The 23,791-nt window shown below is 70.4% G+C and carries 24 protein-coding genes; 13 read left to right on the forward strand and 11 right to left on the reverse strand.

The features are described from left to right. Positions 1-138: 138 nt before the first annotated feature. From OHT21_RS22770 to OHT21_RS22785, 4 genes are all read right to left on the reverse strand, one after another. Complete coding sequence (locus tag OHT21_RS22770) at positions 139-1,371, reverse strand: cation:proton antiporter (RefSeq protein WP_328770202.1); 1,233 nt, start codon at positions 1,369-1,371, stop codon at positions 139-141. Between the two features lie 7 nt (positions 1,372-1,378). Next, positions 1,379-1,864, reverse strand: a complete 486-nt coding sequence (locus OHT21_RS22775; protein ID WP_328770203.1) for a cation:proton antiporter regulatory subunit — start codon at positions 1,862-1,864, stop codon at positions 1,379-1,381. Positions 1,865-2,005: 141 nt separating this feature from the next. Then, positions 2,006-3,424 (reverse strand): flotillin family protein, encoded by a 1,419-nt coding sequence (locus tag OHT21_RS22780; protein WP_328770204.1) that lies wholly within the window; start codon positions 3,422-3,424, stop codon positions 2,006-2,008. 103 nt (positions 3,425-3,527) lie between these two features. Continuing rightward, positions 3,528-4,043, reverse strand: a complete 516-nt coding sequence (locus OHT21_RS22785; RefSeq protein WP_328770205.1) for a hypothetical protein — start codon at positions 4,041-4,043, stop codon at positions 3,528-3,530. 423 nt (positions 4,044-4,466) lie between these two features. On the opposite strand from OHT21_RS22785, the gene OHT21_RS22790 reads away from it, so the two are divergent. From OHT21_RS22790 to OHT21_RS22800, 3 genes are all read left to right on the forward strand, one after another. After that, positions 4,467-5,528: a PucR family transcriptional regulator gene (locus OHT21_RS22790; protein ID WP_328774183.1), complete on the forward strand. Its 1,062-nt coding sequence runs from the start codon at positions 4,467-4,469 to the stop codon at positions 5,526-5,528. Positions 5,529-5,778: 250 nt separating this feature from the next. Then, positions 5,779-6,489 carry a response regulator transcription factor gene (locus OHT21_RS22795; protein WP_328770206.1) on the forward strand — a complete coding sequence of 237 codons (711 nt, stop codon included), beginning with the start codon at positions 5,779-5,781 and terminating at the stop codon, positions 6,487-6,489. Positions 6,490-7,123: 634 nt separating this feature from the next. Further along, a complete protein-coding gene (locus OHT21_RS22800) occupies positions 7,124-8,068 on the forward strand; it encodes a C45 family peptidase (RefSeq protein ID WP_328770207.1) in 945 nt (314 codons plus the stop codon). 57 nt (positions 8,069-8,125) lie between these two features. Here the strand turns inward: OHT21_RS22800 and OHT21_RS22805 are convergent, their stop codons facing one another. Next, positions 8,126-9,019, reverse strand: a complete 894-nt coding sequence (locus tag OHT21_RS22805) for an SDR family NAD(P)-dependent oxidoreductase (RefSeq protein ID WP_328770208.1) — start codon at positions 9,017-9,019, stop codon at positions 8,126-8,128. Positions 9,020-9,113: 94 nt separating this feature from the next. On the opposite strand from OHT21_RS22805, the gene OHT21_RS22810 reads away from it, so the two are divergent. The 5 genes from OHT21_RS22810 (at position 9,114) to OHT21_RS22830 (ending at position 13,126) form a co-directional block, all read left to right on the forward strand. After that, the gene (locus OHT21_RS22810; RefSeq protein WP_328770209.1) at positions 9,114-9,779 is read left to right on the forward strand and encodes a TetR/AcrR family transcriptional regulator; all 666 of its coding nucleotides are present in this window, start codon (positions 9,114-9,116) and stop codon (positions 9,777-9,779) included. Between the two features lie 107 nt (positions 9,780-9,886). Further along, complete coding sequence (locus OHT21_RS22815; protein WP_443050417.1) at positions 9,887-10,912, forward strand: permease; 1,026 nt, start codon at positions 9,887-9,889, stop codon at positions 10,910-10,912. Beyond that, positions 10,909-11,685, forward strand: coding sequence for a TIGR03943 family putative permease subunit (locus OHT21_RS22820; protein WP_328770210.1), 777 nt, complete (start codon positions 10,909-10,911; stop codon positions 11,683-11,685). The genes OHT21_RS22815 and OHT21_RS22820 overlap by 4 nt, the downstream gene beginning before the upstream one ends. Before the next feature lie 204 nt (positions 11,686-11,889). Then, the gene (locus OHT21_RS22825) at positions 11,890-12,399 is read left to right on the forward strand and encodes a SigE family RNA polymerase sigma factor (RefSeq protein ID WP_328770211.1); all 510 of its coding nucleotides are present in this window, start codon (positions 11,890-11,892) and stop codon (positions 12,397-12,399) included. Continuing rightward, positions 12,389-13,126, forward strand: a complete 738-nt coding sequence (locus OHT21_RS22830) for a L,D-transpeptidase (protein ID WP_328770212.1) — start codon at positions 12,389-12,391, stop codon at positions 13,124-13,126. The genes OHT21_RS22825 and OHT21_RS22830 overlap by 11 nt, the downstream gene beginning before the upstream one ends. A 96-nt stretch (positions 13,127-13,222) precedes the next feature. Here the strand turns inward: OHT21_RS22830 and OHT21_RS22835 are convergent, their stop codons facing one another. The 3 genes from OHT21_RS22835 to OHT21_RS22845 form a co-directional block, all read right to left on the reverse strand. Then, the gene (locus tag OHT21_RS22835) at positions 13,223-13,675 is read right to left on the reverse strand and encodes a luciferase domain-containing protein (RefSeq protein WP_328770213.1); all 453 of its coding nucleotides are present in this window, start codon (positions 13,673-13,675) and stop codon (positions 13,223-13,225) included. Positions 13,676-13,763: 88 nt separating this feature from the next. Next, positions 13,764-14,816 carry an ABC transporter substrate-binding protein gene (locus tag OHT21_RS22840; RefSeq protein WP_328770214.1) on the reverse strand — a complete coding sequence of 351 codons (1,053 nt, stop codon included), beginning with the start codon at positions 14,814-14,816 and terminating at the stop codon, positions 13,764-13,766. Between the two features lie 101 nt (positions 14,817-14,917). Continuing rightward, positions 14,918-16,261: a helix-turn-helix domain-containing protein gene (locus tag OHT21_RS22845; protein WP_328770215.1), complete on the reverse strand. Its 1,344-nt coding sequence runs from the start codon at positions 16,259-16,261 to the stop codon at positions 14,918-14,920. A 211-nt stretch (positions 16,262-16,472) separates the two neighbouring features. Between OHT21_RS22845 and OHT21_RS22850 the strand changes: the two genes are divergently transcribed. Beyond that, complete coding sequence (locus OHT21_RS22850) at positions 16,473-16,637, forward strand: hypothetical protein (protein ID WP_328770216.1); 165 nt, start codon at positions 16,473-16,475, stop codon at positions 16,635-16,637. A gap of 176 nt (positions 16,638-16,813) precedes the next feature. Next, positions 16,814-17,425, forward strand: coding sequence for a dihydrofolate reductase family protein (locus OHT21_RS22855; protein ID WP_328770217.1), 612 nt, complete (start codon positions 16,814-16,816; stop codon positions 17,423-17,425). A gap of 88 nt (positions 17,426-17,513) precedes the next feature. On the opposite strand, the gene OHT21_RS22860 is transcribed toward OHT21_RS22855, so the two are convergent. Further along, complete coding sequence (locus tag OHT21_RS22860; protein WP_328770218.1) at positions 17,514-17,684, reverse strand: DUF397 domain-containing protein; 171 nt, start codon at positions 17,682-17,684, stop codon at positions 17,514-17,516. Then, a complete protein-coding gene (locus tag OHT21_RS22865; protein WP_328770219.1) occupies positions 17,662-18,510 on the reverse strand; it encodes a helix-turn-helix domain-containing protein in 849 nt (282 codons plus the stop codon). The genes OHT21_RS22860 and OHT21_RS22865 overlap by 23 nt, the downstream gene beginning before the upstream one ends. 347 nt (positions 18,511-18,857) lie before the next feature. On the opposite strand from OHT21_RS22865, the gene OHT21_RS22870 reads away from it, so the two are divergent. From OHT21_RS22870 to OHT21_RS22880, 3 genes are all read left to right on the forward strand, one after another. Next, positions 18,858-19,031, forward strand: a complete 174-nt coding sequence (locus OHT21_RS22870) for an ATP-binding protein (protein ID WP_328770220.1) — start codon at positions 18,858-18,860, stop codon at positions 19,029-19,031. A gap of 202 nt (positions 19,032-19,233) precedes the next feature. Continuing rightward, the gene (locus OHT21_RS22875; RefSeq protein ID WP_328770221.1) at positions 19,234-20,478 is read left to right on the forward strand and encodes an amidohydrolase; all 1,245 of its coding nucleotides are present in this window, start codon (positions 19,234-19,236) and stop codon (positions 20,476-20,478) included. A gap of 115 nt (positions 20,479-20,593) precedes the next feature. Then, positions 20,594-21,592, forward strand: coding sequence for an RNA polymerase subunit sigma-70 (locus OHT21_RS22880; RefSeq protein WP_328770222.1), 999 nt, complete (start codon positions 20,594-20,596; stop codon positions 21,590-21,592). Positions 21,593-21,769: 177 nt separating this feature from the next. Here the strand turns inward: OHT21_RS22880 and OHT21_RS22885 are convergent, their stop codons facing one another. Continuing rightward, positions 21,770-23,695, reverse strand: coding sequence for a TerD family protein (locus OHT21_RS22885; RefSeq protein WP_328770223.1), 1,926 nt, complete (start codon positions 23,693-23,695; stop codon positions 21,770-21,772). Positions 23,696-23,791 lie beyond the last annotated feature (96 nt).

The raw sequence follows: 23,791 nt of genomic DNA on the forward strand, positions 1-23,791 counted from the left end.
AGTAACGTCCCGTTCACGCGGGTACCGGAACCGAGCCGCGCAGGCGCTCACGCAGGGCCCTCACGCAGGACGCCAACACAGGGTGCTCGCGCCCTGGCGCCCGCATGCCCACTCCGCAGTCCCTCAGTCCCCACAACGTCAAGCCCCCGGCCCCCGCCCCGCCGGCTCCGGCGCCCCCTCCGCCTCGGGCGGCGTCGCGGCCCGCTGACGACGGACGACCGCCGTCAGGCGCGTACCCACCGGCTCCGTGAAGCGAGCCGTCAGCGGCCCGATCACCACCAGGATCAGCACATACGCCGTGGCCAGCGGCCCGAGCGACGGTTCGATGCCCGCCGTGACCGCGAGCCCGGCGATCACGATCGAGAACTCGCCGCGCGCCACCAGCGTGCCGCCCGCCCGCCAGCGCCCCTTCGTCGAGATCCCGGCCCGCCCGGCGGCCCAGTAACCCGTGGCGATCTTCGTGACGGCGGTGACCACGGCCAGCGCGAGCGCGGGCAGCAGCACCGGCGGAATGCTGGCCGGGTCGGTGTGCAGGCCGAAGAAGACGAAGAACACGGCGGCGAACAGATCCCGGAGCGGGGAGAGCAGATTGTGCGCGCCCTCCGCCACCTCCCCGGACAGCGCGATGCCGACCAGGAACGCGCCCACCGCCGCCGACACCTGGAGCTGCTGGGCGAGCCCGGCGACCAACAGGGTCAGACCGAGGACGACCAGGAGCAGCTTCTCGGGGTCGTCGCTGGAGACGAAACGGGAGATGAGGCGCCCGTACCGCACAGCGACGACGAGTACGAGCGCCGCCGCGCCGAGCGCGATGGCCAGCGTGAGGCTGCCCGAGGCGAGGCCCGCGCCGGCCACCAGGGCGGTGACGATCGGCAGATAGACGGCCATCGCCAGGTCTTCGAGGACCAGGATGCTGAGGATCACGGGAGTCTCACGGTTGCCGAGCCGCCCCAGGTCGCCGAGGACCTTGGCGATGACTCCGGAGGACGAGATCCAGGTGACTCCGGCGAGGACCACGGCGGCCACCGGACCCCAGCCGAGCAGCAGCGCCATGGCCGCGCCGGGCAGGGCGTTCAGGGCGGCGTCGACCAGGCCCGCCGGGTACTGGGTCTTGAGGTTGGTGACCAGATCGCTCGCCGTGTACTCGAGCCCCAGCATGAGCAGCAGTAGTACGACCCCGATCTCGGCGCCGATCGCCACGAACTCCTCGCTGGTGCCCAGCGGCAGCAACCCGCCTTCCCCGAAGGCCAGTCCGGCGAGCAGATACAGCGGGATGGGCGAGAACGAAAAACGGCCGGCGATACGGCCCAGCAGCCCCAGGCCGAGGATGATGGCGCCGAACTCGATCAGAAAGACCGCGGAACCGTGCACGTCCGGATCACTCCCGTCCGAGTATCGTCGCCGCCGTTTCCACGCCCTCGCGGGTGCCGATCACGATGAGGGTGTCCCCGCCGGCCAGCCGGAAATCCGGCGGGGGCGAGGGGATCGCCTCCGCCCGGCGCAGCACGGCGACGATCGACGCGCCGGTCTCGGTACGCATCTTGGTCTCGCCGAGCAGCCGTCCGTTCCAGTACGAGGTGCCGGCCAGTTCGAGGCGTTCGGCCACCAGGCCCAGTTCGGTGGTGGACAGCAGATTCGGGCTGTGGTGCGTGGGCAGCAGGGCGTCGACGAGGGCCGCCGCCTCCTTCGGCGTCAGATGCACGGACAGGGAGCAGGCGTCCGGGTCATCCGTGCGGTACGCGCTGAACGTCCGGTCACCGTCCCGGTGCGCGACCACCGAGAGGCGGCGCCGCTCACGTGTCGTCATGTCGTAGCGCACCCCGATCCCCGGCAACGGCGTACTGCTCAGGCGTGGTGTGCCCATGGCTGATCCCCTGTCCGATCCGTACGTACGTGTCCACGGGGCATACTCAGCCCCACATGCGCACCGTACGCAACCCGCATGAAGGCCGGCGCCCCTGGGCGGACGCCGGCCTCCACGGTCAGCCGGTCACTCGGTCCTCGGTCAGCCGGTCACTTCGATCTTCCCGTTGGCCGCCTCCGCGGGTACGGCCGTCTTGCCCGCCGTGATCCCCTTCAGCAGCTCGGCCAGGTCAACTCCCGTGGTGGAGCTGAGGAGTTCCATGCCCTGCGCGACGTTGTCGGCGACGGTACGGGACAGTTGGCTGGCGCCGTCCGTAGAGATCACCGTCATCTTGTCCACTGCGCTGAGCGGCTCGGACGCCTTGGCGACGACCTGCGGCAGCACCTCGACGAGCATCTGGAGCACGGCCGCGTCGCCGTACTGCGCGAACGCGTCCGCCTTCTTCCGCATGGCCTCAGCCTCGGCGGCACCCTTCGCACCGATCGCGGCGGCCTCGGACTCGCCCTCGATGCGCACCGCGTCGGCGAGAGCGGCGCGGTGCGCCTTCTCACCCTCACCGGTCAGCCGGGACCGCTGCGCATCCGCCTCGGCCTGCTTGACCAGGGCGATACGGCGGGCTTCGGCCTCCTGCTCGGCCTGGTAGCGGGCGGCGTCGGCGGGCTTGCGGACCTTGGTGTCCAATTCACGGTCGGTCAGCGCGGCCTGCCGCTCGGCGACCTTCTCCTGCTCGCTCAGGACCTCCTGGCTGCGCGCGGCCTCGGCCAGCGGACCCGCGGCAGCGGCACGTGCGGCGGCCTCGTCGGTCTCCGCCTTGATCTCGGCCTGCTTGAGCGCGAACGTCCGCTGGGCGATCGCGATCTCCTCCTCCGCCTTCAGCCGCGCCTGCTCGGCGGCCCGCCGGGCCACCGCCTCCGCGATGTCGGCCTCCTGCTTGGCCCGCGCGGCCTCCGGGCGGCCCAGGTCCTCCAGGTAGGAGCCCTCGGTGGTGATGTCCTGGATCTGGAAGGCGTCGAGCACCAGGCCCTGCCCGGACAGGCTGGCCTCGGCCTCCTCCGCGACCTGCCCCGCGAACGCGGCCCGGTCCCGGATGATGTCCTCCACCGACATCCGGCCCACGATGGACCTGAGCGCGCCGGACAGCACCTCCTGGGTGAAGCCGACGATCCCGCCCTGCTGCATCAGGAACCGCTGCGCCGCCGCCCGGATCGAGTCCTCGGAACCGCCGACCTTGACGATGGCCACGCCTTCGAGGTTGGCCTTGACGCCGCGCAGCGTGACCGCGCCGCGGACCGCGATCGGGATGTGCCGCGAGGACAGATCGAGGGTGAACTTCTGCTGCACGAACGGCACGACGAACACGCCGCCGCCGACCACGACCTTCTGCCCGCTGTTGTCGGTGAACACCCGCCCGGTCGACGGATCGGTGGCCTTCTTGCCACGCCGCCCGGTGACGATGAACGCCTCGCTCGGCCCGGCCACCTTGTACCGGGTGACGACGACGAGCGCGAGCAACACGAGGAGTACGACGACTCCGACGACGGCGATGAGGACTGGACTCATGGTGACTTCCCCCTTGCCGTCTCAGGGGACGGCAGATCGGTACGTACGAATGATGTGCGGGGTGTGCTGTACGGGCGGTGCCGTACGAGGTCTGAGGTGTGGGTCACCGTTCGACCTGGCGGACCGTCACCGACGTCGTCGACAAGGTGCCCTCGACCCAGATCTCGGCGCCCCGCGGGATCGCAGCGGCGCTCTTGGCCGCGTACTTCACCGGCTGGCCCGCGAGATACAGCAGCACCTCGCCATAGCCGTCGGCCGGGATCGCGGTGACCACGGAGCCGGAGGAGCCCACCAGGTCCTCGCTACGCGGCGTGACGGCGGGTTCGTCCCGCATCAGGGCCCGGCTGAGCCTCCAGGTCAGCCAGCCCGCCCCGGCACCCGCGCCGACGCCGACGGCGGTAGCAGGTCCGGCTCCGAGGCCCGTCGTGCCGAGCACGATCGCCCCGCCGAAGCCGAGCATCGAGATGAACCCGGCAATAACCGGCAGCGACAGCAGCCCGTCGAACAGCCCGTCCAGGACCCCGGCCCCGCCGAACAGCCCTTCCAGCACCCCGTCGAAGACGAGCGCCAGGACGAGCAGGACGATCCCCGCGATGCCGAGACCGAGAAAGAAGGTCATGCGGTACGCCTCCCCGTGTCCCCCGTGTATGCCGATTCACCTCGGCGTGCAGGGATCCTCTCACGCGGGTGACCCCCCACACATTGCCGTACTCCGGCAGTCTTTACACCGCCTTGATGCCGGTTCCGGGCCATGCGCCGGGGCGCGACCGCGGGCCACGATGGCCGGGCAGGAAAAGGAGAGCACGGGGGAGCTACGGGGGACGGATACGGGCCCCGGTGCCGGAGCGTCGAGGGGGAAGACACCGGCACCGGGGCCCAGTCATGTGCGCTGTCCGGTGCGCCGTCCCGTGCCTGTCCCGTGCCTGTCCCGTGCCTGTCTCGGCAGTGAACCACTCCCTGGCGGTCCGCCCCAGCCGTTTATGCGTTAGAAAGGCGTCAAGAGCTGATGACGTATGGGCTGATGACGTATCAAGGGGCGCTGATGGCGGGGCGGGACGTACCCGAGGAGTATCTGGACGGTTTCGCCGTCATCCTCGCGGACGCCTCGGCGACCGGCCGCCGGCTGACCCGCGACGAACTCGACTCCCGCCGGGCGCTGGGCGAACGTGCCGCCGAGGCCGGCTACGGGCTCCGTGCCCTCGTCGGCGCGCATCTGGCCGCCGCCCGCGTGCACGGGACGGCCGCGGGCCTCACCTCCGCGGACAGTGTGCTCGCCGCCGTCGAGCAGACCGTCGACGCCTTCGCGGAGGGGTACGAGCGGGCCCAGCGCCAGGCCGTACGCCAAGAGGAGGCGGTGCGCCGGGAGTTCATCGACGATCTGCTGTACGGACGCAGCGACCTGGGCCGGCTCGCCGAACGCGCCGAACGCTTCGGGCTGCGCCTGTCTCACGCGCACGCCGTCGCCGTGGCGCAAGGCAAGGCAGGGTACGACGAGGGCGACGCCGTCTCCCGCGAGGTGGAGCGCGCGCTGATCGGCCGGTTCGGCGACCGCAGCATCCTGGTCACCACCAAGGACGGCCGCCTCGTCTGCATCGCCCCCGGCGACCAGGACGAGGTCGTCACCTTCTTCGCCAAGCAGGCGTACGCGGCGACCGACGGCGGCCAGGTCGCCATCGGCCGCCCGCAGCCCGGCCCCGGCGGGGTCGTCCAGTCGTACGAGGAGGCCCTGAACGCCCTCGACCTCGCCGAACGCCTCGAGCTCGACGCCCCCGTACTCCGCGCCGCCGACCTCCTCGTCTACCCCGTCCTCACCCGCGACCGCCAGGCCATGGCGGACCTGGTGCGCAGCGCCCTCGGCCCGCTCCGGCAGGCCCGTGGCGGAGCCCGGCCCCTCCTCGACACCCTCACCGAGTACTTCGCCGCGGGCTGCGTAGCCGCGGAGGCGGCCCGCCGGCTGTCACTGAGCGTGCGGGCCCTCACGTACCGCCTGGACCGGATCCACCGCCTGACCGGCGCGAATCCGGCGGACCCGGTACACCGGTACACGCTGCAGACGGCGGTGATCGGGGCACGGCTGCTGGACTGGCCGGAGAAGGACTTCTGAGCTGAGCGCTCCGCTGGAAGCACAGTGAACCCGCGGGCCGTTGGGGGCGGGTCGCTCCCCCACTCTCGGCCCCGCCCGAGCAGGGGCCCCATCGCGGCGGAGCCGCGTTTGTCATGGCCCCGCGCCCCTTGTGGGGGGGCGCGATGCCGCACCGGACTTCACCAAGGCTGCTCAGAGGTCTGAGCTGGAGTTCGGGGCACAGCTCGAGGGGAGTCACCGCCCCTCATCCCCATGCGGCAGGATTCGGGCCATGACCGAGCGAGCCACGACCGAGCGCGACCGCCCCATCCGCGTTCTGATCGCCGACGATCAGGACATGGTGCGTACCGGGTTCCGTTTCTTCCTGGACGCGCAGCCTGACATCACTGTGGTCGCCGAGGCGGCGGACGGGGAGCAGGCCGTCGCGCTGGCGCGTGAGGCGCGGCCGGACGTGTGCCTGCTGGACATCCGTATGCCGAAGATGGACGGGCTGGAGGCGACGCGGTTGCTGGCGGGTCCGGAGGTTCCGGACCCGATGCGGGTCGTCGTGGTGACGACCTTCGACCTCGACGAGTACGTCTATGGCGCCCTGCGCGGAGGAGCCTGCGGCTTCCTCCTGAAGGACTCCGGCCCCACGCTCCTCGCGGAAGCGGTCCGTGCCGCCGCGGCCGGCGACTCCCTGGTGTCCCCCTCCATCACGGTCCGCCTCCTCAAACACGTAACGGCCCCCACGGCGACCCCCACACCGGCCGCGCCACCTCCGGCCCAGCCCCAAGAACCGCTCACGGACCGCGAGTTGGACGTAGTACGCCTGGTCGCGCTGGGCCGCACGAACGCCGAGATCGCCGCGGACCTGTACGTGTCCCTGTCCACGGTCAAGACCCACTTGGCCAGCGTTCAAATCAAACTGGCGGCGAGGAATCGCGTGGAGATCGCGGCGTGGGCGTGGCAGACGGGCAACGCGCATGCCTCCGGCGGTTGAGCGGTTGGGGCCGTGGGGTTTGGGGTGCGTGTTTCGACTGCGGGTGCGTCGTGGCTGGTCGCGCCCACGCGGCGGAGCCGCATATTGATACAGCCCCGCGCCCCTGAAGGGCGCTCCCGGAACCGCCAGCCACAAGGCTCAGCAGCCACCGTGTTCGCCAGCCACCACGTGCCCGGCCCCCTGCTACCCGCAGCTTCCCGTCGGCGGGAGGGGACGTGGGCCGGTGCGTCCTATGCCCGTCGCTTAGCTTCGGTCTGGGCACAGCTTCGCCCTGTGGGAGCAAGGGGCCGTATGCCCTGTTGGCGACGGGCTGACGCACCGGACCGCGGCCCCGCACCCACCAACCACCCAAGGGGCGCGGGGAACTGCGCGAGCAACCACAACGCACCCGCACCCGCCCAACCGCCGGAGGCACCCCGCGGGGCGGTGTCAATTTGCGGCTCCGCCGCGATGGGGGTCCCCCCGCTCGAGCGGAGTCGAGAGTGGGGGAGCGACCAGCCACAACGGCGCCGCAGCCGAAAACGAACCCAACCGCCCAACCGCGTCGGCGTAACTCTGGTGAATTCGCCCTAAATTTCAGTAAGTTGACCGCACTTCACCCGCACCACCCCACCCCGCCAAGGGAGCCGCACCCATGCCCCAGCAGCCGAAGACCTTTCGTGCCATCGACATCGGTGACGGCACCGACGGGATCTGGGCCGCTCATACGCAGGCCCTGTGGCCGGCCGCCGACAAGTGGCTGACCGAGGAGAGCAAGACTCCAAAAGGGGCCGCCCGGGCGCGGGAGTTGTTCGAGGCTCATATGCCGGAACTGGTGCCGGTACTCGACCGGTTGGCGGCCCAACTCGACCGGCCCCGAGGCGAAACCTTCCTCACCCTCGCCGGTATACGGCCGTTCTACGCGGGCTGCAGCCAGATCGGCGTCGGCGGCACCCTGCTGCGCAACTACGACTTCGACCCGGCCGACTGCGAAGGCACCATCGTCGCCTCGCACTTCCTCCGGCCCGTGATCGGTATGCAGGACGCCGGCTGGGGCCTGCTGGACGGTATGAACGACGCCGGCCTCGCCGTGTCGCTCACCTTCGGCGGACGCTTCGTGCACGGGCCCGGGTTCGCGATCCTCCTCGTGCTGCGGTACCTCCTCGAGACCTGCGAGACGGTCGACGAGGCCGTGGACAGGCTGCGTACGATCCCGATCGGCATCCCGCAGAACGTCACCCTCGTGGACGCCGACCGCGCCACGACCGTGTACGTCGGCCCCGACATCCCCCTCACCGAAGCCCCGGACGCCTGCGCCACCAACCACCAGCACCTGCCGGTCCCGGACGAGCAGGAACAGCAGAGCCGCACCCAGGAACGCCTGGCCACGGTCCGGGCGGCGGGCCTGGATCTCGCGGCACTGCTGAAGCCACCGCTGTACAACTCCGCGTACGAGTCGGGCTTGGGCACCCTGTACACCGCCCACTACCGCCCCACCGAGGGCCAGGTCACCTACCACTGGCCCACCGAAAGCTGGCACCAGTCCTTCGCGGACTTCACCCCGGGCACACGCACGGTGACCATGGGACGGTCGGAGTAAGGACTACCGACCGCGTCAGCCGTCACCGTCGGGTTCGGGCGACAGCCTCACCACGTCCTAGGCGGGGAACTTCACGCCGGTGAGGTTCTCGGAGACTGTCCACAGGCGTTGCTGGACTGTGCGGTCGTAGGACTCCGGGCTGGACTCGACGAGCTTCGGGTGGCCTCGGGAGCCGCCCATGCCGTCGGGGCCGTAGTACTGGGCGCCGTGGACGGCGGGGTCGGTGGCGGCGCGCAGGGTCGGTAGTGCGCCCATCTCCGGCTTCTGGCTCATCAAGGGCGCGATCACGGGGCTGATCACCCGCATCGCGGCCGGGAGGTTGCGCATGAGATCGGTGTTGGCCAGACCCGGGTGTGCGGCCACCGAGATCGTGGTGCCGCGCGAGGCGAGGCGGTGTTGCAGCTCGTAGGTGAACATCAGGTTCGCCAGCTTCGACTGCCCGTAGGCCGCTACGCGGCTGTAGGACCGCTCCGACTGCAGGTCGTCGAAGTGGATGCCGGCCCGTACGCGGTGGGCGAGGCTGCTGACCGTCACCACGCGCGAGCCCGGCACGGGGAGCAGCAGGTCCAGCACCAGCCCGGTGAACGCGAAGTGGCCGAGATGGTTGGTGCCGAACTGCAGCTCGAAGCCGTCACGCGTGGTCTGCTTCGGCGGGTACATCACACCGGCGTTGTTGATCAGCAGGTCGATCCCCGTGTGCGTTCCGTGCAGGTCGGCCGCGGCGGTGCGGATCGACTCCAGTGACGTCAGGTCCAGCTGCTGCACGGTGACGTCGCCGGACATGCGGGCGGCCGCCTGCCTGCCCTTCTCGACGTCCCGCACGGCCAGCACCACCGTCGCTCCGCGTTCCGCCAGGGCACGGGCGGTCTCGAAGCCAAGGCCGGTGTTGGCGCCGGTCACCACCGCCACCCGCCCCTTCTGATCGGGGATGTCGCGCTCGGTCCACTTCATGACAGTCTCCTTATAGACCGTTGGTCTGTTATGACTCGACGGTAAGAGACCGGTGGTCTACTGTCAAGAGACCGCTGGTTTGTAAACTGGGCGCATGACATTCCAGCGGGCGCGCAGCAAGGAGCAGCGCGAGATCCGGCGCCAGACGATCCTGGACACGGCGGCGGCGATGCTCGACGAGATGCCGGTGGCCGACCTGAGCCTCAACGAGCTGAGCCGTCGGGTCGGGCTGGCCAAGTCGAACGTGCTGCGTTACTTCGAGTCCCGTGAGGCGGTGCTGTTCGAACTGCTGGAGCGCGCCATGGCGAGATGCCTGGCGGAGCTGCCGGACGAACTGACCAAGGGCGTCGACCCACACCTGTCGGCGCGCGAACGCGGTGACCAGGTGGCCGCGGTACTCGGCGCGTCCCTCGCCCGCCACACGGTGCTGCTCGATCTCATCAACGCGCAGCCCAATGTGCTGGAGCACAACGTGTCCGTCGACGTGGTGGTGCGCCACAAGCGGTCGGCCATCGCCGGCCTCACGAACACGGCCGACCTCATCCGCCAGTACGTGCCGGAACTCGGCGACGACGCCCGGACGGTGGCCATGATGACGATGATCCTGGCCGGCGCCCTCTCGGCCTACTGCCGGCCCTCCGCCAGCGCTGCCGCCGCCTACGAAGCCGACCCCGCCGTGAGCGTGCTCCGCCTGGACCTGCGCACCACCCTGGAACACGCCACCGCCACGCTGATCGCGGGCACACTGGCACGCCCCTGACACCAAGGCACCGAGGCGCCGAGGAGCCCGCACAGCGGTACCGGTTAATCTGCCCGGAGCGTACGGAGGTACGGACGTACGACCGGGTGAGGCGGGAAGCAAGGGGCGTGGAGGAGAGAGGGAGTCTGGAGGAGAGAGGGAGTCTGGCCGACGGTGCGCGGTTGGTCGCGCGGGGGGTTGTGTATCTCGTCGTGGGCGGGGTCGCCCTCGTGGCGATCGTCACCGTCGGGTCCGTGCTCGGGCCGATGTTCGCGCTCGATCTCGCTACGCCTGCCATGGCGGCCTGGTGGACCGTGTTCACGTCCATCGCCGTGCAGGCGATGCCCTTTCTGCTGCTGGGGACGGCGGTGTCCGCGGGGATCGGGGCGTTCGTGCCGGAGCGGGTCTTCAGCCGCGTACTGCCCAAGAAACCGGCACTCGCCGTGCCCGTCGCGGGGGCGGCCGGGGTCGTGCTGCCCGGGTGTGAGTGCGCCTCCGTGCCCGTGGCCGACAGTCTGATGCGGCGCGGAGTCGCGCCCGCCGCCGCGCTCGCCTTTCTGCTGTCCGCGCCCGCCATCAATCCCGTCGTACTCGTCGCCACCTCCATCGCCTTCCCGGGCAACCCGGCCATGGTCGGCGCCCGGCTCGTCGCCTCGCTCGGCACCGCCGTGGTGATGGGGTGGCTGTGGGTCCGGTTCGGGAAGGAGGAGTGGCTGCCCCAGCGGCGTACGACCGGAAAGGGCTCGTCCCCTACCGGGTGGCGCGGCTTCCGGGACGGGTTCCAGCACGACTTTCTGCACGCGGGCGGCTTCCTCGTACTGGGCGCGGCCGCCGCGGCGACCTTCAACATCCTCGTCCCGCGTTCCGTGCTCGACGTCTTCACCGACTCCCCGTGGCTGTCGGTGCTGCTACTCGCCGTACTCGCCGTCATCCTGTGCGTCTGCTCCGAGGCAGACGCCTTCGTCGCGGCCTCGCTGACCGGGTTCTCGCCCACCGCGCGGCTCACCTTCATGGTGGTCGGACCGATGGTCGACCTGAAACTGTTCGCCCTCCAGGCAGGTACCTTCGGGCGGGCCTTCGCCATCCGGTTCTCGTCCGTGACCTGGGTCGTGGCCGTGGCGAGCAGTGTGGGCGTGGGGTGGTGGCTGCTATGAGGTTCCGTACGCAGGGGGTGTTGCTGCTTCTGTGCGGGGCGGCGCTGCTGAGGGTGGCCCTCTTCAGCGAGCTGTATCTGCGGTATGTGAAAGAGGGGCTGCGGCCCTATCTGGTCATCTCGGGCGTGCTGCTGCTCGTGCTCGGCGTGCTGGGCCTCGTCAGGCGTGAGAACGGCGACGGGGACAGTCGTGATCACGGCGAGCGCGACAGTCGTGATCAGGATGGCGGCGACCACGGGCACGATGACCGTCCAGGTCACGGCCACGGCCATGACCACACCCGCAGCCCCCGTATCGCCTGGCTCCTCGCCGCCCCCGCCCTCGCCCTCCTCATCTACCCGCCCCCCGCCCTCGGCTCGTACAGCGCCGAGCGCGAGGCGGCGAAGGTCGCGGCGCAGAGCGTCGGCACCTTCCCCAAGCTCCCGGCGGGGGATCCGGTCGAGCTGACGCTGGGCGCGTTCGCGTCGCGTGCGCAGTTCGACAGCGGCGCCTCCATGAAGGGGCGCACCCTCCGGCTGACCGGTTTCGTGACGAAGGACGACGACGGCAAGTGGTACGTCGCCCGCCTCTTCGTCAACTGCTGCGCCGCCGACGCCGCGCCCCTGAAGGTCCAGGTCCGCGGCGCCAAGGCCCCCGCCCGCGACACCTGGGTCACCGTCACAGGCACCTGGCACCGCACCGGCAAACCCGGCTCGGACGAGGCCCGCCCGGTCCTGAACGCCACCTCGGTGGAACGCGTCGACCAGCCGTCGAACCCGTACGAGAAGCGCTGAACCCTGGCCGGCCCCTGCCTGACTCCTTACTGACTCTCGGTCAACTACGGTGTTGTGCTTCGATGTACGCGACCCAGGGACCCGTAAACCCGACCCAGGGACCCGTAAACCCGACCCAGGGACCCGTGAACAACCCGTCCCCGACCCGTACACACGGCAGAGACGACCGGGTTGCACGGCGTCCCGCAGACTCCGGCGGGGGGCATGACCGAGGAAGAGTTCGACGCGTTCTACGCCGCCGCGTTCCCGCGGCTGACCGGCCAGCTCTACGCCTTCACCGGGGATCACGGCGAGGCACAGGACGTCGTCCAGGAGGCGTTCGTACGTGCCTGGGACCGGCGGCGGGAGTTCCTGGCCGAGGGGGCTCCCGAGGCGTGGATCCGCACCGTCGCGATGCGGCTCGCGGTGAGCCGCTGGCGGCGGGCGAGGCGTTGGCTGGAACTGGTGCGCCGCACCGCGCCGCCGGAGCACATGCCGGGGCCGGGTCCCGAGCGCACCGCGCTGGTCCAGGCCTTGCGGGAGCTGCCCGAGGTGCAGCGCCAAGCCGTCGTACTTCACCATCTGTGCGACCTCAGTGTCGAACAGGTAGCCTCCGAAACCGGTGCGCCCGTGGGCACGGTCAAGGCCCGGCTGTCCCGTGGCCGCGCGGCGCTGGCGCGGTGGCTGAGCGAGGCCGATGAACTGGCTGAGAGGGAGGACGACCGTGTCCGATGACCCCCGGCCCGCCGAGTCCCACCGCGCACTGGCCGGCGCCCTCCGCAAGTGGGCCGACGATCACGAGAGTCCGCCGCCCGTCCCGGGCGCCGAGATCCGCCGTCGTGCCGTACGCCGCCGACGTCGCCGTCACGCCTCCCTGGCCGCCGTCGGCACCAGTGTGGTGGCGGCCGTGTCGGTGGTCCTGAGCATGGCGTTCACCGGCGGGAAGGAGGGCCCCCACCACTCCAGGCCACCCGCGGCCACCCTCAAGGCACCGGGGCCGCCGTCCGCCGCCGGCTCGGTTCCCGCCGCGACCGTGAACCTCTCCCGGCGTGAACTGGTCGTCGGAGGGCGCGTCCTGCCCATCTCCACGGGGTCGGCCAAGACGCCGACGCCGACCGGCCGTATGACGGTCACCGGCAAGTACAAGGTCGCCGCGCTGCCCACCGACATGTTCGGACTCGAGCGTCGGTACGAGATGAAGGCGCCGTGGGTGATCCAGCTCCGTACGCCCCAGAACCGTACGAACTACATCGTCGCCTTCACCCCGGACGAGAAGGCTCCCGGCAACTACGACAGCACGACGGGATGGATCGGGCTCCGCCGCGGCGACGCGGAGTGGCTGTACCGGCGGCTCGATCGGGGTGCGGTGGTGGCCGTGGTGGGAGCGGCGCCCACGCCGACGCCGGTACCCGCGACACCCGCGCCGGTGCGGACGACGATGCCGCGCGGTTCGACGTCGTGACGTCCGCCGTGTCGGTACGTACGCCTGTGACGGATACGTACGTCTCTGTCCGTACGAACCTCTGTGGCCGTACGAACCTCTGTGCCCATGCGTACGTCAGTGCCCGTGCCCGTGGGGCATGAGCCGGTCGACCATGCGGCGGGCCGCTCCCGGACGGGCGGCGGGGACGGGGGGCAGTTCGGCCGGGCGTTCCCAGTCGCAGGGCGGGGAGGGGCGGCTCCGGGCGTCCCCGCCGGCATCCTCGCTGTGTTCCTTCAGGGCGACGCTCACGAGGCCCAGCAGGAGTTCGACGTCGGCGTCGCAGTCGAGGAGGACGGTGATCCAGGAGGCGCCAGGGCGTGCGCGGATGGCGCTGTTGTGGCGGAGCTGGGGGAGCAGGCGTTCGACCGCCGTGCGCGTGAGGTGGAGGTCGGCGGAATCGGCGGTGTGGAAATGGACGATCTCGTGTCCCGCCGAAGCGAAGGCCTGCCCAACGGTGCACTTGGGCGGGCCACTTACCAGGTTCGGCCAGCTCTCCAGGAGAGTCATGGCGCGATGGGCCGCGGTCATAACCACATACTTACGCACTCGTCACTTGGAAGACCACCCCCCGCTTCCGCCGGTTCGGCCGATCACCCGGTGGGCGGAGCCGGAAAGCCTAGGCGGAGAGCTTCTTCGATGTCCGCACCGCCGCCGCGAGCCGTTCGACCACCGGGGCCCAGCCCGCGTAACTGAAGCGCTCCTCCATCGACCACGGCGTGGTCTGTCCGGCCTTGATGGCGGGCAGCTCGCGCCAAGTCGGCTTCCTGTTGAGTTCCTTGGCGGGGAGGGCGTGTGAGCGGTTGTCGACCATGATCAGGTCGGCGTGGTGCTTGTCGGCGTTCTCCCAGCTCAGGAACTCCCAGAAGCCCCACTCGTCGGACTTCCTCCCCTCGACGAACTCGACGCCGAGGCTCTTGAAGTAGTTGAGGTCGCAGTACGAGTCGGGGACGGCGACGTACATCTGCTGGTCGTCCCCCGTCATCGCCATGACCTTGAGCCCGCCGTTCGCCTCGGCGGCCGCCTTCAAGGTCTCCACGGCCTTGTCGAAGCGGGCCTTCGCGTCGGTGGCCTTCTTCACCTTCAGATCCGCGCCGAGCGCCTCGGCGAGTTCAGCGGTACGCCTCAGGGGGTCGAGGAGCGAGGTGCGGGCGACGTTGATGCCCACGGTGGGTGCGAGGGCCTCGATCTTGTCCTTGCTCTCCTCGGGTACGTACCAGAGGTCGGGCGCCGGGAACATGTTGCTGATCAGCAGGTCCGGCTTCAGCGTCGCGTACTTCTCGATGTTGAACTCGCCGAACGCCGTGCCGAGGCTGGTCAGCTTCGATACGTCCATCTCGCCGGCCTGCGCATTGGGCTTGCCCCCGACCGGTTTGCTGGGCCCGAAGATGCCCTCGCACTCGATGCCGTAGTCGTAGAGCGCGGCTGCGGTACTCACGAACGCGACGAGCCGCTCCGGCGCTTTGTCGAGCTCGACGTTCTTCCCCCGGTCGTCCTTGAACGTCCAGGGCCCGCCGCTTCCGCTGTTCCCGGCCTGCGAGGGTTCGCCGTCGTCCCCACCGCAGGCGGCGACCAGCGGACCGAGGGCGAGTACGCCGCCGACTGCGAGAAGCCGCCGACGGGAAATGCTGTGCGGAGTCAGGGGGTTGCGTGAAGGGACGACACTGCGCATTAGGTGAGGCTAACCTAAGGGCCCTGCTGCCCAACAGTCCCCGGGAAGGGCGATGGGAACCCAGCCGGGATCACAGCCGCGCCCCCCGGATCGGAGTCGTGTCAGAGCGGCGGGTGCGCCGGTGCCGGCCCCAGCGTCGTGGTCCCCGGCGCGGTCTGGTGGCCCAGACCCGTCCGGTACGCGTCCAGCGCCGCCTCCACCCGGCCCGTACGCCGGAACAGGTCGCCCAGCATCCGGCACAGGTCCGCCAGATCCCCCGCCGCGCCCGCCCGCTCCAACAGGCTCAGCGCCCGCACATAGTGCTCCTCGGCCGACTCCGTGTCCCCCGCGTCCTCGGCGATGATCCCCAGCAGCCGATGAGCCGCCGCCGCATGAACGGCACCCCGCTCCGAGTTGAGATCCCCCAGCACATCGCGCAGCAGTTCCGCCGCCTCGGTCGATTTGCCCCGCCGGTGCAGGACGTCGGCCAGTTCCACCACCACCTGGCTGGTGTAGAGCGTCGCGCGCTTCGCGGCGAGGATCGCACGGGCCTCACGCAACTCGCTCTCGGCGCGGTCCAGTTGGCCGTTCTGGGCGTATACGTAGCCGCGCATCCAGTGGCAGTTGGCGAGTTCCGTACGGGTCTGGAGCTGGCGGTACAGTTCCGCCGCCTTCGCCAGGGATGCGTCCGCCTCCGCGATCCTGCCTTCGGCGAGCAGCGTACGGGCGACCGAGCGGTGCATACGGGCCACCAGTGCCGGATCCTCCACCTGCGGAGCCAGCGCCAGGGCGAACTCCGCGGCCTGGGCGGCGCGCGCGTGGGCGCCCATGTCCATGTACGGCCCGATCACGCTCGCGTAGAGGAGGACCAGGGCGCCGGGGTCGTGCAGGCCGGTGCGGTTGAGTTCGTCGAGGGCGGACTCCAACAGGTAGCAGGCGTACCGGAGTTCGCCCGCCAGGTAGTGGGCGACCGCCCGTCCGCGCAGGGCCGGCACCCGGATCGGTAACGGTGCGTCCGCGAGCCGTTTCTCCGCCTCCTCGAACCGGAGCCGGCCGGCGACCAGATCGCCGGACTCCAGGGCGCACTCGCCGAGCCCCAGCAGCGCGGCGGCGCACTCGGCGTCGAGCCCGTGCGCCTCTGCCTCCATCAGCAGCGCCGCGTACTGCTCTGCCGCGGCCTCCGCCTCCCCGGTGGCGAGGGTGCGCTGCGCGTCGGTGAGCCGCAGCCGCAGGGTCGTGGCGAGGTGGGCGGGACGGCCGGTGGCCAGTTCCTCGTACGCGACGCCGAGCCGGGCGGCGATATGCCGCAACGCCTCCTCCGAGGGCCGTACGCGCCCCGCCTCCAGCGTGGAGATGTAGGCCGGCGTGTACTTTCCCTCCGCCAACTGCTTCTGGGTCAGCCCACGTTCGGTACGCAGCTGCTGGACTCGGCGCCCGATGATTCCCGGGTCGTCACGCTCGGCCATGGCCCAAGCATGCCAGTAAGTCGACTTACCTCTACTGGTAACCCAACTTCCGTTCGTAACAAGCCAGTTAGTGCTCATGGAAAGCGGGCAGGAGAACTCCGATACCTCTTGCCCCACGGCCCGTTCCGCTCTACGTTAAGCGGCGCGTTAAACCTACGATTGCCCCCACTTAACGCACTGACGATGCGAGGTTGTCGCCGTGTTTCGACGCATGTCCACGCGCTATGTCTCGGCGCTTCACGTCACGGTCCGCCACGTCTCGACCCGCCACCTCTCGGCCCGCGATCTTTCCGTCCGCTACCTCCCGGCCCTGTGCGCCGCGATCGTCGCCTGCGCGGCGCTGATCAGCGCGGGGGCGGCGGGGGCGCATCACTGACGGTTCGCCGGCCGATCGACTCGGACCGATCGGCTCAGTCCGGTTCGGACCGTCCGGACCGTTCGGACCGTTCGGACCGATGAGTTTCCGCTCGGCATACGGTCTGAGGGAACGGGCGCGGATTGCGTCCCCTGCCGAAATGCGAATGCCGGATGCCGAAGCGGGAGTGATGCGTGATGAAACTGGTACTGCAGGAGTTTCTGTCGCTGGACGGTGTCTCCCAGGGGCCGGGCGCCCCGGACGAGGACACGAGTGACGGATTCACGCGGGGCGGATGGTTCGTACCGCATCTGGACGAGACGTTCGAGCGGTTGGCCGGTACGTGGATCGAGCAGGCGGACGCGTTTCTGTTCGGCCGCCGTACGTATCTGAACTTCGCGCGGGACTGGCCGAAGATGACCGAGCACCCGGCCGCCGCCATCCTGAACGGCCGGCCGAAATACGTGGCCTCCCACACCCTCACCCGAGCCGACTGGAACCCCACCACGATCCTCTCCGGCGACGTCTCCGCCCAGGTCGCCGAACTGAAACGCCAACCCGGCCGCGACCTCCAGATCCACGGCAGCGCCCGCCTCGGCCAGTCACTCCTGGCCGCCGGCCTGATCGACGAACTCCGCCTCGCGATCGCCCCCGTCGTCGTGGGCACCGGCCGCCGCCTGTTCCCGGACGGCGGCGCCCCGGCAGGCTTCCGCCTGGTGAGCAACGAGACGACACCGGGCGGCCTGACGATCCTGGTCCTGGAAGCGACGGGGCTTCCGGAGTACGGAACGTACGGGGCTGAGGGGTAGGGGGGTAGGGGGGTGCGGGGGCTGTTGCGAGAAAATGTGACACTCGGTGGGTCGAGTGTCACATTTCCGTGACTACGTGCCTGGGGGGCTAGAGGGAGGTGACGAAGGCGGCGAAGGCGTCCGGGGTGACGGTGAAGGCGCCGGCTTCGGGGTTCTTGGAGTCGCGGACGGCGATGTGGGGGGTGAGGTCGGCGACCTCCACGCATTCGCCACCGGTGTTGCCGCTGTAACTCGACTTACGCCACCGCGTGTTGGTCACGCCCTCGCTGGTCTCCATAGCGTTCCTCCATTACGCGGGTGATCAGTGCCGCCGAGTTCTCCACGGAGAGGGCGGCACCCTGCAGGTGAGCGTAACGGGGTGCGGCTTCCCGGACAGTCTCCGGGTTGGCAGTCATGTGCCCCGAGATCAGGTCTTCCGTGTAGATGATGTCCGGGTCATCCTCGAAGCGCATGCTCGTGAACGATCCGATGAGGCTTGCGTGTTCACCAGCCTCGTACGGCAGCACCTGGATTCGCACCCACCGGCGGTCGATGCAGCCCAACAAGTGGGCGAGTTGGTTGCGCATGACCGTCCGGCCACCGATCGGCCGGTGCAGTGCGGCCTCGTCCAGTACGACCCAAGTCAGCGGCGGGTGCTCCCGGGACAGGGTGCGCTGGCGTTCCATGCGGGCCGCCACCAGCTCCTCGAGCTTGCTCGGCATGCCCGTTGCCAGCACCGCGCGGGCGTACTCCTCCGTTTGCAGGAGCCCGTACACCAACTGCGCCTGGTACGTGCAGATGTAGGAGGCCCGCGCCTCCATGTCGGCGAACGGCTGGAACCAACTCGGCAGTTGCGACCGCAGCACCAGCCCAACCAACCGCGAGAAGGCGCCCTCCGTCTCGAGGGCCACGTCCACCCGTTCGCTGAACTCCCGCGTCGGGACCTTGTGCGCCGTTTCGATCTGCCCGATCAGGGACCCGGTGCAGAACACGGCGGCGCCCAACTGCTTCTGGCTGAGCCCGGCGGCCTCGCGGTAGCGGCGGAGTTCCGCGCCGTAGTAGTCCAGCGGGCTCGCGCTGGGGTCGAGGTGGCGGATATTCACCATGTGGCGCCAACTCTCAAGTGCACACGGCACATCGTTTCGTTCCGGGTGTAGCCGAGCGTAATCGGATCACTCCACTCTGGTGACGTTAATCACGCAACTGACCTTCAAGAGGCGGGTCTTGGCGCCAGGTATGGCGGCAACTTCACCGTCGGTGACCACTCGGCCCGGCACCTGCGCCGCATCCTCCGGGCGTATCTCATGGCATGGGAGATGCCCGAACTGATCGACGCGGCGGGCCTCGCGCTCACGGAACTGATCGCGAACGTCGTACGGCACGTACCGGGGCGGCGCTGCTCGCTGCTGATGCTGCGGACACCCGAGGGGCTGCGGGTCGAGGTGACGGACACGTGCCCTCCGCCAGTTCGTCGTCCACAGCTGTGGACGACGAACTGGCGGAGGGCGGCCGGGGCCTGCTGATCACCGAGGCGGTCACGGACCGCTGGGGCTGGCTGCCGCTGACGGGCGGCGGCCGTACCGGGAAGACCGTGTGGTTCGAGTGCGACGCCAAGGCGAACGCCTGACCGGCACGGTGGGGGCCGTGAACCGGTGGGCGACTGCAAGCGCGCCCGTCAGGAGCGCGGGGCTGTGTCAATTGGCGGCTCCGCCGCGTGGGCGGGACCAGCCACAACGAACCCGCAGCCGAGGTATGACCTCTTAATGCGGGCCTGGGGCGCAGCCCCAGAAAACCTGCCCCGCCCCGGGGGGACCCGTACGCTGCCATTCGTGACCTCTGCCGCCGCCCGTACCGCGCTGGACCTCACCGCCGACCTCCCGCTCCCGGCGCTAGAGGACTTCTACCGTGACCTGCACCGCCATCCGGAGCTGTCGCTCGCCGAGCACCGCACGGCGGGGCGGCTCGCGGAGCGGCTGCGGGCGGCGGGGTACGAGACGGTCGAGGGCGTCGGCGGTACGGGTGTGGTGGGGCTGCTGCGCAACGGCGACGGCCCGACCGTACTGCTGCGCGGCGACATGGACGCGCTGCCGGTCGCCGAGGAGACCGGGCTGCCGTACGCCTCCGAGGCTCCCGGCGTCATGCACGCCTGCGGACACGATCTGCACGTCACCTGGCTGGCGGGCGCCGCGTCCGCGCTGGCGGACGGGCGGGACACCTGGTCCGGCACGCTGCTCGTGGTGGGCCAGCCCGCCGAGGAGACGGGCGAGGGGGCGGCGGCGATGGTCGGGGACGGGTTGTACGAACGTTTCCCGCGCCCCGACGTCCTGCTCGCGCAGCACGCGACGCCCGGGCCTGCCGGGCTGTACGCGCACTCGCCCGGCCTGATCATGTCCGCCGCGACGGACGTCGACATCGTGGTGCACGGGGTGGGCGGCCACGGGTCCCGGCCGGAGGCGACGGTCGATCCGGTGGTGACGGCCGCGTACATCGTGACGCGCCTCCAGACCGTCGTATCAAGGGAGTTGGCGGCCCGGGAGTCCGCCGTCCTGACGGTGGGCAAGATCGAGGCCGGCACCCGGCACAACATCATCCCGTCCGAGGCGCACATCGCCCTCAACCTCCGTACGCAGTCCGCCGCCGTACGCGACCAGATGCTCGCCGCGATCCGCCGCGTCGCGGCGGGCGAATGCGCGGCAGCGGGCTGCCCGACCGAACCCACGATCACGATCGGCAGCAGCTTCCCGGTCACCGTGAACGACCTGGAAACCGACCGCCGCGTAGCCGCCGTCCACGGCGAGGTCTTCGGCCCGGACACGATCCTCGACTTCGGCCCCGTCATGGGCAGCGAGGACTTCCCCGTCCTCGCCGACGGCAACCTCCCCTACGCGTACTGGTTCGTGACCAGCACCCCCACCGACGTCTGGAACGAGGCATCCAAGGCCGGCGACCTACTGCAACAACTCGCAGAGGTCCCCAGCAACCACAGCCCCCACTTCGCCCCAGACCTGACGACGGTGGGTCCGGGCGTACGGACGCTGGTCTCGGGGGCACTGGAGATGCTGGCGGACCGGTGATTCGACCAGCTTTCCCTGGGATCGCTTCCGTCGTTGCCACAGACCCGGTGATGAGTTTTCGCGCCCGCGCCCGTCACACGTACGACGGGACACGACGAGGCGGAAGGATGACGTGATGAGTGCGGACACGTGGGTGGAGGAGCTGGGCGGGAGCGGGCTGGGGGAGGTCGATGAGGCGGCGTTCTCGGGGCTGGCGGAGCGGCATCGGCGGGAGCTGCATGTGCACTGCTACCGGATGCTCGGGTCGTTCGACGACGCCGAGGACACCGTGCAGGAGACGTTCCTGCGTGCCTGGCGGCGGCGGGAGACCTTCGAGGGGCGGTCGACGTTCCGGGCCTGGCTGTACCGGATCGCCACCAACGCCTGCCTGGACCTGATCGCCAAGGGCCGCCCGGAGCCCGCGACCGGCGGCGAGGTGCTGTGGCTGCAGCCCTACCCGGACCGGCTGCTCGACGAGCTGCCCGCGGGCGACGCGGACGAGCCGGAGAGCGTCGCCGTCGCGCGGGAGACGATCGAGCTGGCGTACCTGGTCGCGGTCCAGCACCTCGCGCCGCGCCCGCGGGCCGTGCTCATCCTGCGGGACGTGCTCGGCTGGCGGGCGAAGGACGTCGCGGAAGCCCTCGGGGTCTCCGTCAACTCCGTGAACAGCGCGCTGCAGCGGGCCCGCGCCGGCCTGCGGGAGCACCTGCCCGCCGACCGGCAGGACTGGACCGGCGGCGAGGAGGACGCCGGGACGCGCGAGCTGGTACGCCGCTACACCGACGCCAGCGTGGCCACGGACATCCCGGCGCTCACCGCGATGCTGCGGGACGACGTCCGCTGCTCGATGCCGCCCACGCCGGGCCTGCACGTCGGCCGCGACGCGGTGGTGAACGACTGGGTCGAGGGCGGCTTCGAGGGCATGAAGGGCCTGCGCGCCGTCCTCACCTCCGTGAACCGGCAGCCCGCCGCCGCCTTCTACCTCTGGCAGAAGCAGGAGGGCGCGTACCTGCCGCTGACGATCGACGTCCTGCGCGTCACCGGCGGGGCGATCACAGAGATCGTCACGTTCCATGACGACCAGTTCCCGCGCCTCGGGCTGCCGGAGCGCCTGCCGGCGGACGGCACGGAGTAGTCCCGGTAGTCCAGGCGCGGACGCTCGCGCTGTGCGGGGGGGCGAGCCCGGGCCGGTCCTCGGACTCGGCGCCGGGTACTGGTTCCGCGGCACGGGCGTCCGCGCCCTGCGGAACCCCGGCCGCCGCAGGGCGAGCGTGCGCATCGTCACCCCAACAGCCAGGACGGTCACGTCCCGCTAGTCGGCGATGTCGACCCCGTATCCGCGTGCCAGGGCGCCGAGCCCGTGGTCATAGCCCTGGCCGACGGCGCGCAGCCGCCAGAGCGGGCCCCTGCGGTAGATCTCCGCGAGCAGCATGGTGCGTTCGGTTGTCGCGGCGTCCAGGGTGGCCCGGGCGAGTGGTGCCCCGCTGCTGCCTAGGGCCGCACCGATCTGGATCGCGCCGACCGTACCGAAGGTGGCGGCGCTGTCGATGGCCGCGGCGACGACGACCTTGCGGGTCGCGGGCGGCATGGACGCCAGGTCGAGGGCGATGGTCTGTTCGGCCGGGCCGCCGGTGAGGAGCCGTACTGTGCCGGAGGGGCTCTCGGGAGCGCCGTAGAAGATGAAGTCCTCGTCGAAGGTGACCTGTTCGTCCTCGTCGAGGATGAAGGCGACGACGTCGATCTCGCAGTCGGCCTGCGGGGCCCAGCTCGCGGTGACGTAGCACTCGGGCGCGGGTGCGCCGTTCTGGATGGGCAGGTCGATGACGCCGCCCCTCGGCACGACCTGTGGTTCCTGCGCCCGGACGGCCGCCGTGCCCTGGTCGGCCACTGTCGGTGCGGTGAGCCAGTGTGCGTCGTGTACGGGGAGCTCAAGGGCGGTGATGCGGTTCATGCGGCGGTCCTTGGGGCCGCCGACGAGAAGGACGACATCGGTGACGCTCGCCGACAGGTTGATGGCCGCGGATCCGCCCAGTTCGACGACGCGGGTACGGGCCGCGACGGCGTCGGTATGGACACCGCCGACGACGAGGACCCGGCGGCCCTTCAGCGGCTCATCCGACGTACTCACCGGGCTCGCGGGCGGGCGGGGAGCGGGAACGGACCCGCTGGGTGAGAGCACCGGGAGGACAGGCTCGACCGGTGTGGATGTGGCAGAGCCCGTGGGGGATACGGGCGCGTCGGCCGGGGCTTGTGGCGTCACCGGCTCCGTCACCGGTGCGAGCACTGCAGCGGCTGTGGCTGTGGCAGCCGTCGCCTCATGCGCTGTCCCGGTTCGTACGTCGGTCAGCAGGCGCAGGAAGGTGGGCTCATCGATGACCGGTACGCCGTCGGCGATCGCGCGTCGGGCCTTTGCCGAATCGGACGTCGGGGCGTTGGTGACCAGTGCGCTGGTGTGCCGGCTGACGGACTGCATCATGTTCAGCCCGGCGGAGACAGCCCGACCGACCAACTCCGCCCGGGCGAGGGCGGTCTCCCCGGTGATCGCGATCTTCATCCCCTGCTGGAGAGGTCCGCCGGGAACGAGCCGTCCCGGGTTCCGGTACGCGCAGGGCGTCTTGGGCGGCTGCGGCGTGAACGTGGATTCTGCCCGCGGCGGGCAGCTCACCAGCGGCAACGGCAGATCGAGCCGTGCCGCCTCGCGCAGAGTCGCCCGCAGGATTCCCGCCAGCACGCGGGTGTCGTCGAGTGCGTCGTGCGCCCGCAGCTGCGGTACGCCGTAGTGAGCGGCGAGGGTGCCCAGTTTCATGTCCGCCGTCGGCGGATCCACCTGGCGATTGAGGGCCAGGGTGCACAACCGCCGTGACACCGGCAGCCACATCCGGGCACGGGCGAACTCGTAGGCCAGGAAGTCGTAGTCGAACTGGGCGTTGTGGGCGACCAGGACCCGGTCCTGGAGCATCGCGCCGATTCGCCCGGCGACCTGGTCGAAGGTCGGTGCACCCCGCAGCCGCTCAGGCGTCAGCCCGTGCACGTCCACCGGTCCCGGGTCGCATCCGGGGTTGAGCAGCGTGGAGAACTCCCCCGTCTGCTCGCCGTCCGGACCGATCGTCACCACCGCGACGGACAGCACCCGGTCCCGCCGAGGAGTGAGTCCGGAGGTCTCCACGTCGACCAGGGCCCAGTCGTGGGCGTAGTCGCCCATAGCGCGTGCGTCGAACGACGCGGAGGCGAGAGTCATGGCGCCAAGGATGATGGGCTATTCACCACTCCTTCAACCTGTATGCCGTTTTGCCCTGGTCCGGTGCGACGTTGTGCTTCTTACGGAGCCGTGACG

Source organism: Streptomyces sp. NBC_00286, from assembly GCF_036173125.1.
Classification (GTDB): domain Bacteria; phylum Actinomycetota; class Actinomycetes; order Streptomycetales; family Streptomycetaceae; genus Streptomyces.

Excerpts from the sequence above, each read along its gene's own strand:
- OHT21_RS22775 (WP_328770203.1), bottom strand. The coding sequence starts at position 1,864 with ATGGGCACACCACGCCTGAGCAGTACGCCGTTGCCGGGGATCGGGGTG.
- OHT21_RS22780 (WP_328770204.1), bottom strand. The coding sequence starts at position 3,424 with ATGAGTCCAGTCCTCATCGCCGTCGTCGGAGTCGTCGTACTCCTCGTG.
- OHT21_RS22785 (WP_328770205.1), bottom strand. The coding sequence starts at position 4,043 with ATGACCTTCTTTCTCGGTCTCGGCATCGCGGGGATCGTCCTGCTCGTC.
- OHT21_RS22790 (WP_328774183.1), top strand. The coding sequence starts at position 4,467 with ATGGCGGGGCGGGACGTACCCGAGGAGTATCTGGACGGTTTCGCCGTC.
- OHT21_RS22795 (WP_328770206.1), top strand. The coding sequence starts at position 5,779 with ATGACCGAGCGAGCCACGACCGAGCGCGACCGCCCCATCCGCGTTCTG.
- OHT21_RS22800 (WP_328770207.1), top strand. The coding sequence starts at position 7,124 with ATGCCCCAGCAGCCGAAGACCTTTCGTGCCATCGACATCGGTGACGGC.
- OHT21_RS22805 (WP_328770208.1), bottom strand. The coding sequence starts at position 9,019 with ATGAAGTGGACCGAGCGCGACATCCCCGATCAGAAGGGGCGGGTGGCG.
- OHT21_RS22810 (WP_328770209.1), top strand. The coding sequence starts at position 9,114 with ATGACATTCCAGCGGGCGCGCAGCAAGGAGCAGCGCGAGATCCGGCGC.
- OHT21_RS22820 (WP_328770210.1), top strand. The coding sequence starts at position 10,909 with ATGAGGTTCCGTACGCAGGGGGTGTTGCTGCTTCTGTGCGGGGCGGCG.
- OHT21_RS22825 (WP_328770211.1), top strand. The coding sequence starts at position 11,890 with ATGACCGAGGAAGAGTTCGACGCGTTCTACGCCGCCGCGTTCCCGCGG.
- OHT21_RS22835 (WP_328770213.1), bottom strand. The coding sequence starts at position 13,675 with ATGACCGCGGCCCATCGCGCCATGACTCTCCTGGAGAGCTGGCCGAAC.
- OHT21_RS22840 (WP_328770214.1), bottom strand. The coding sequence starts at position 14,816 with ATGCGCAGTGTCGTCCCTTCACGCAACCCCCTGACTCCGCACAGCATT.
- OHT21_RS22845 (WP_328770215.1), bottom strand. The coding sequence starts at position 16,261 with ATGGCCGAGCGTGACGACCCGGGAATCATCGGGCGCCGAGTCCAGCAG.
- OHT21_RS22850 (WP_328770216.1), top strand. The coding sequence starts at position 16,473 with ATGTCCACGCGCTATGTCTCGGCGCTTCACGTCACGGTCCGCCACGTC.
- OHT21_RS22855 (WP_328770217.1), top strand. The coding sequence starts at position 16,814 with ATGAAACTGGTACTGCAGGAGTTTCTGTCGCTGGACGGTGTCTCCCAG.
- OHT21_RS22865 (WP_328770219.1), bottom strand. The coding sequence starts at position 18,510 with ATGGTGAATATCCGCCACCTCGACCCCAGCGCGAGCCCGCTGGACTAC.
- OHT21_RS22880 (WP_328770222.1), top strand. The coding sequence starts at position 20,594 with ATGAGTGCGGACACGTGGGTGGAGGAGCTGGGCGGGAGCGGGCTGGGG.
- OHT21_RS22885 (WP_328770223.1), bottom strand. The coding sequence starts at position 23,695 with ATGACTCTCGCCTCCGCGTCGTTCGACGCACGCGCTATGGGCGACTAC.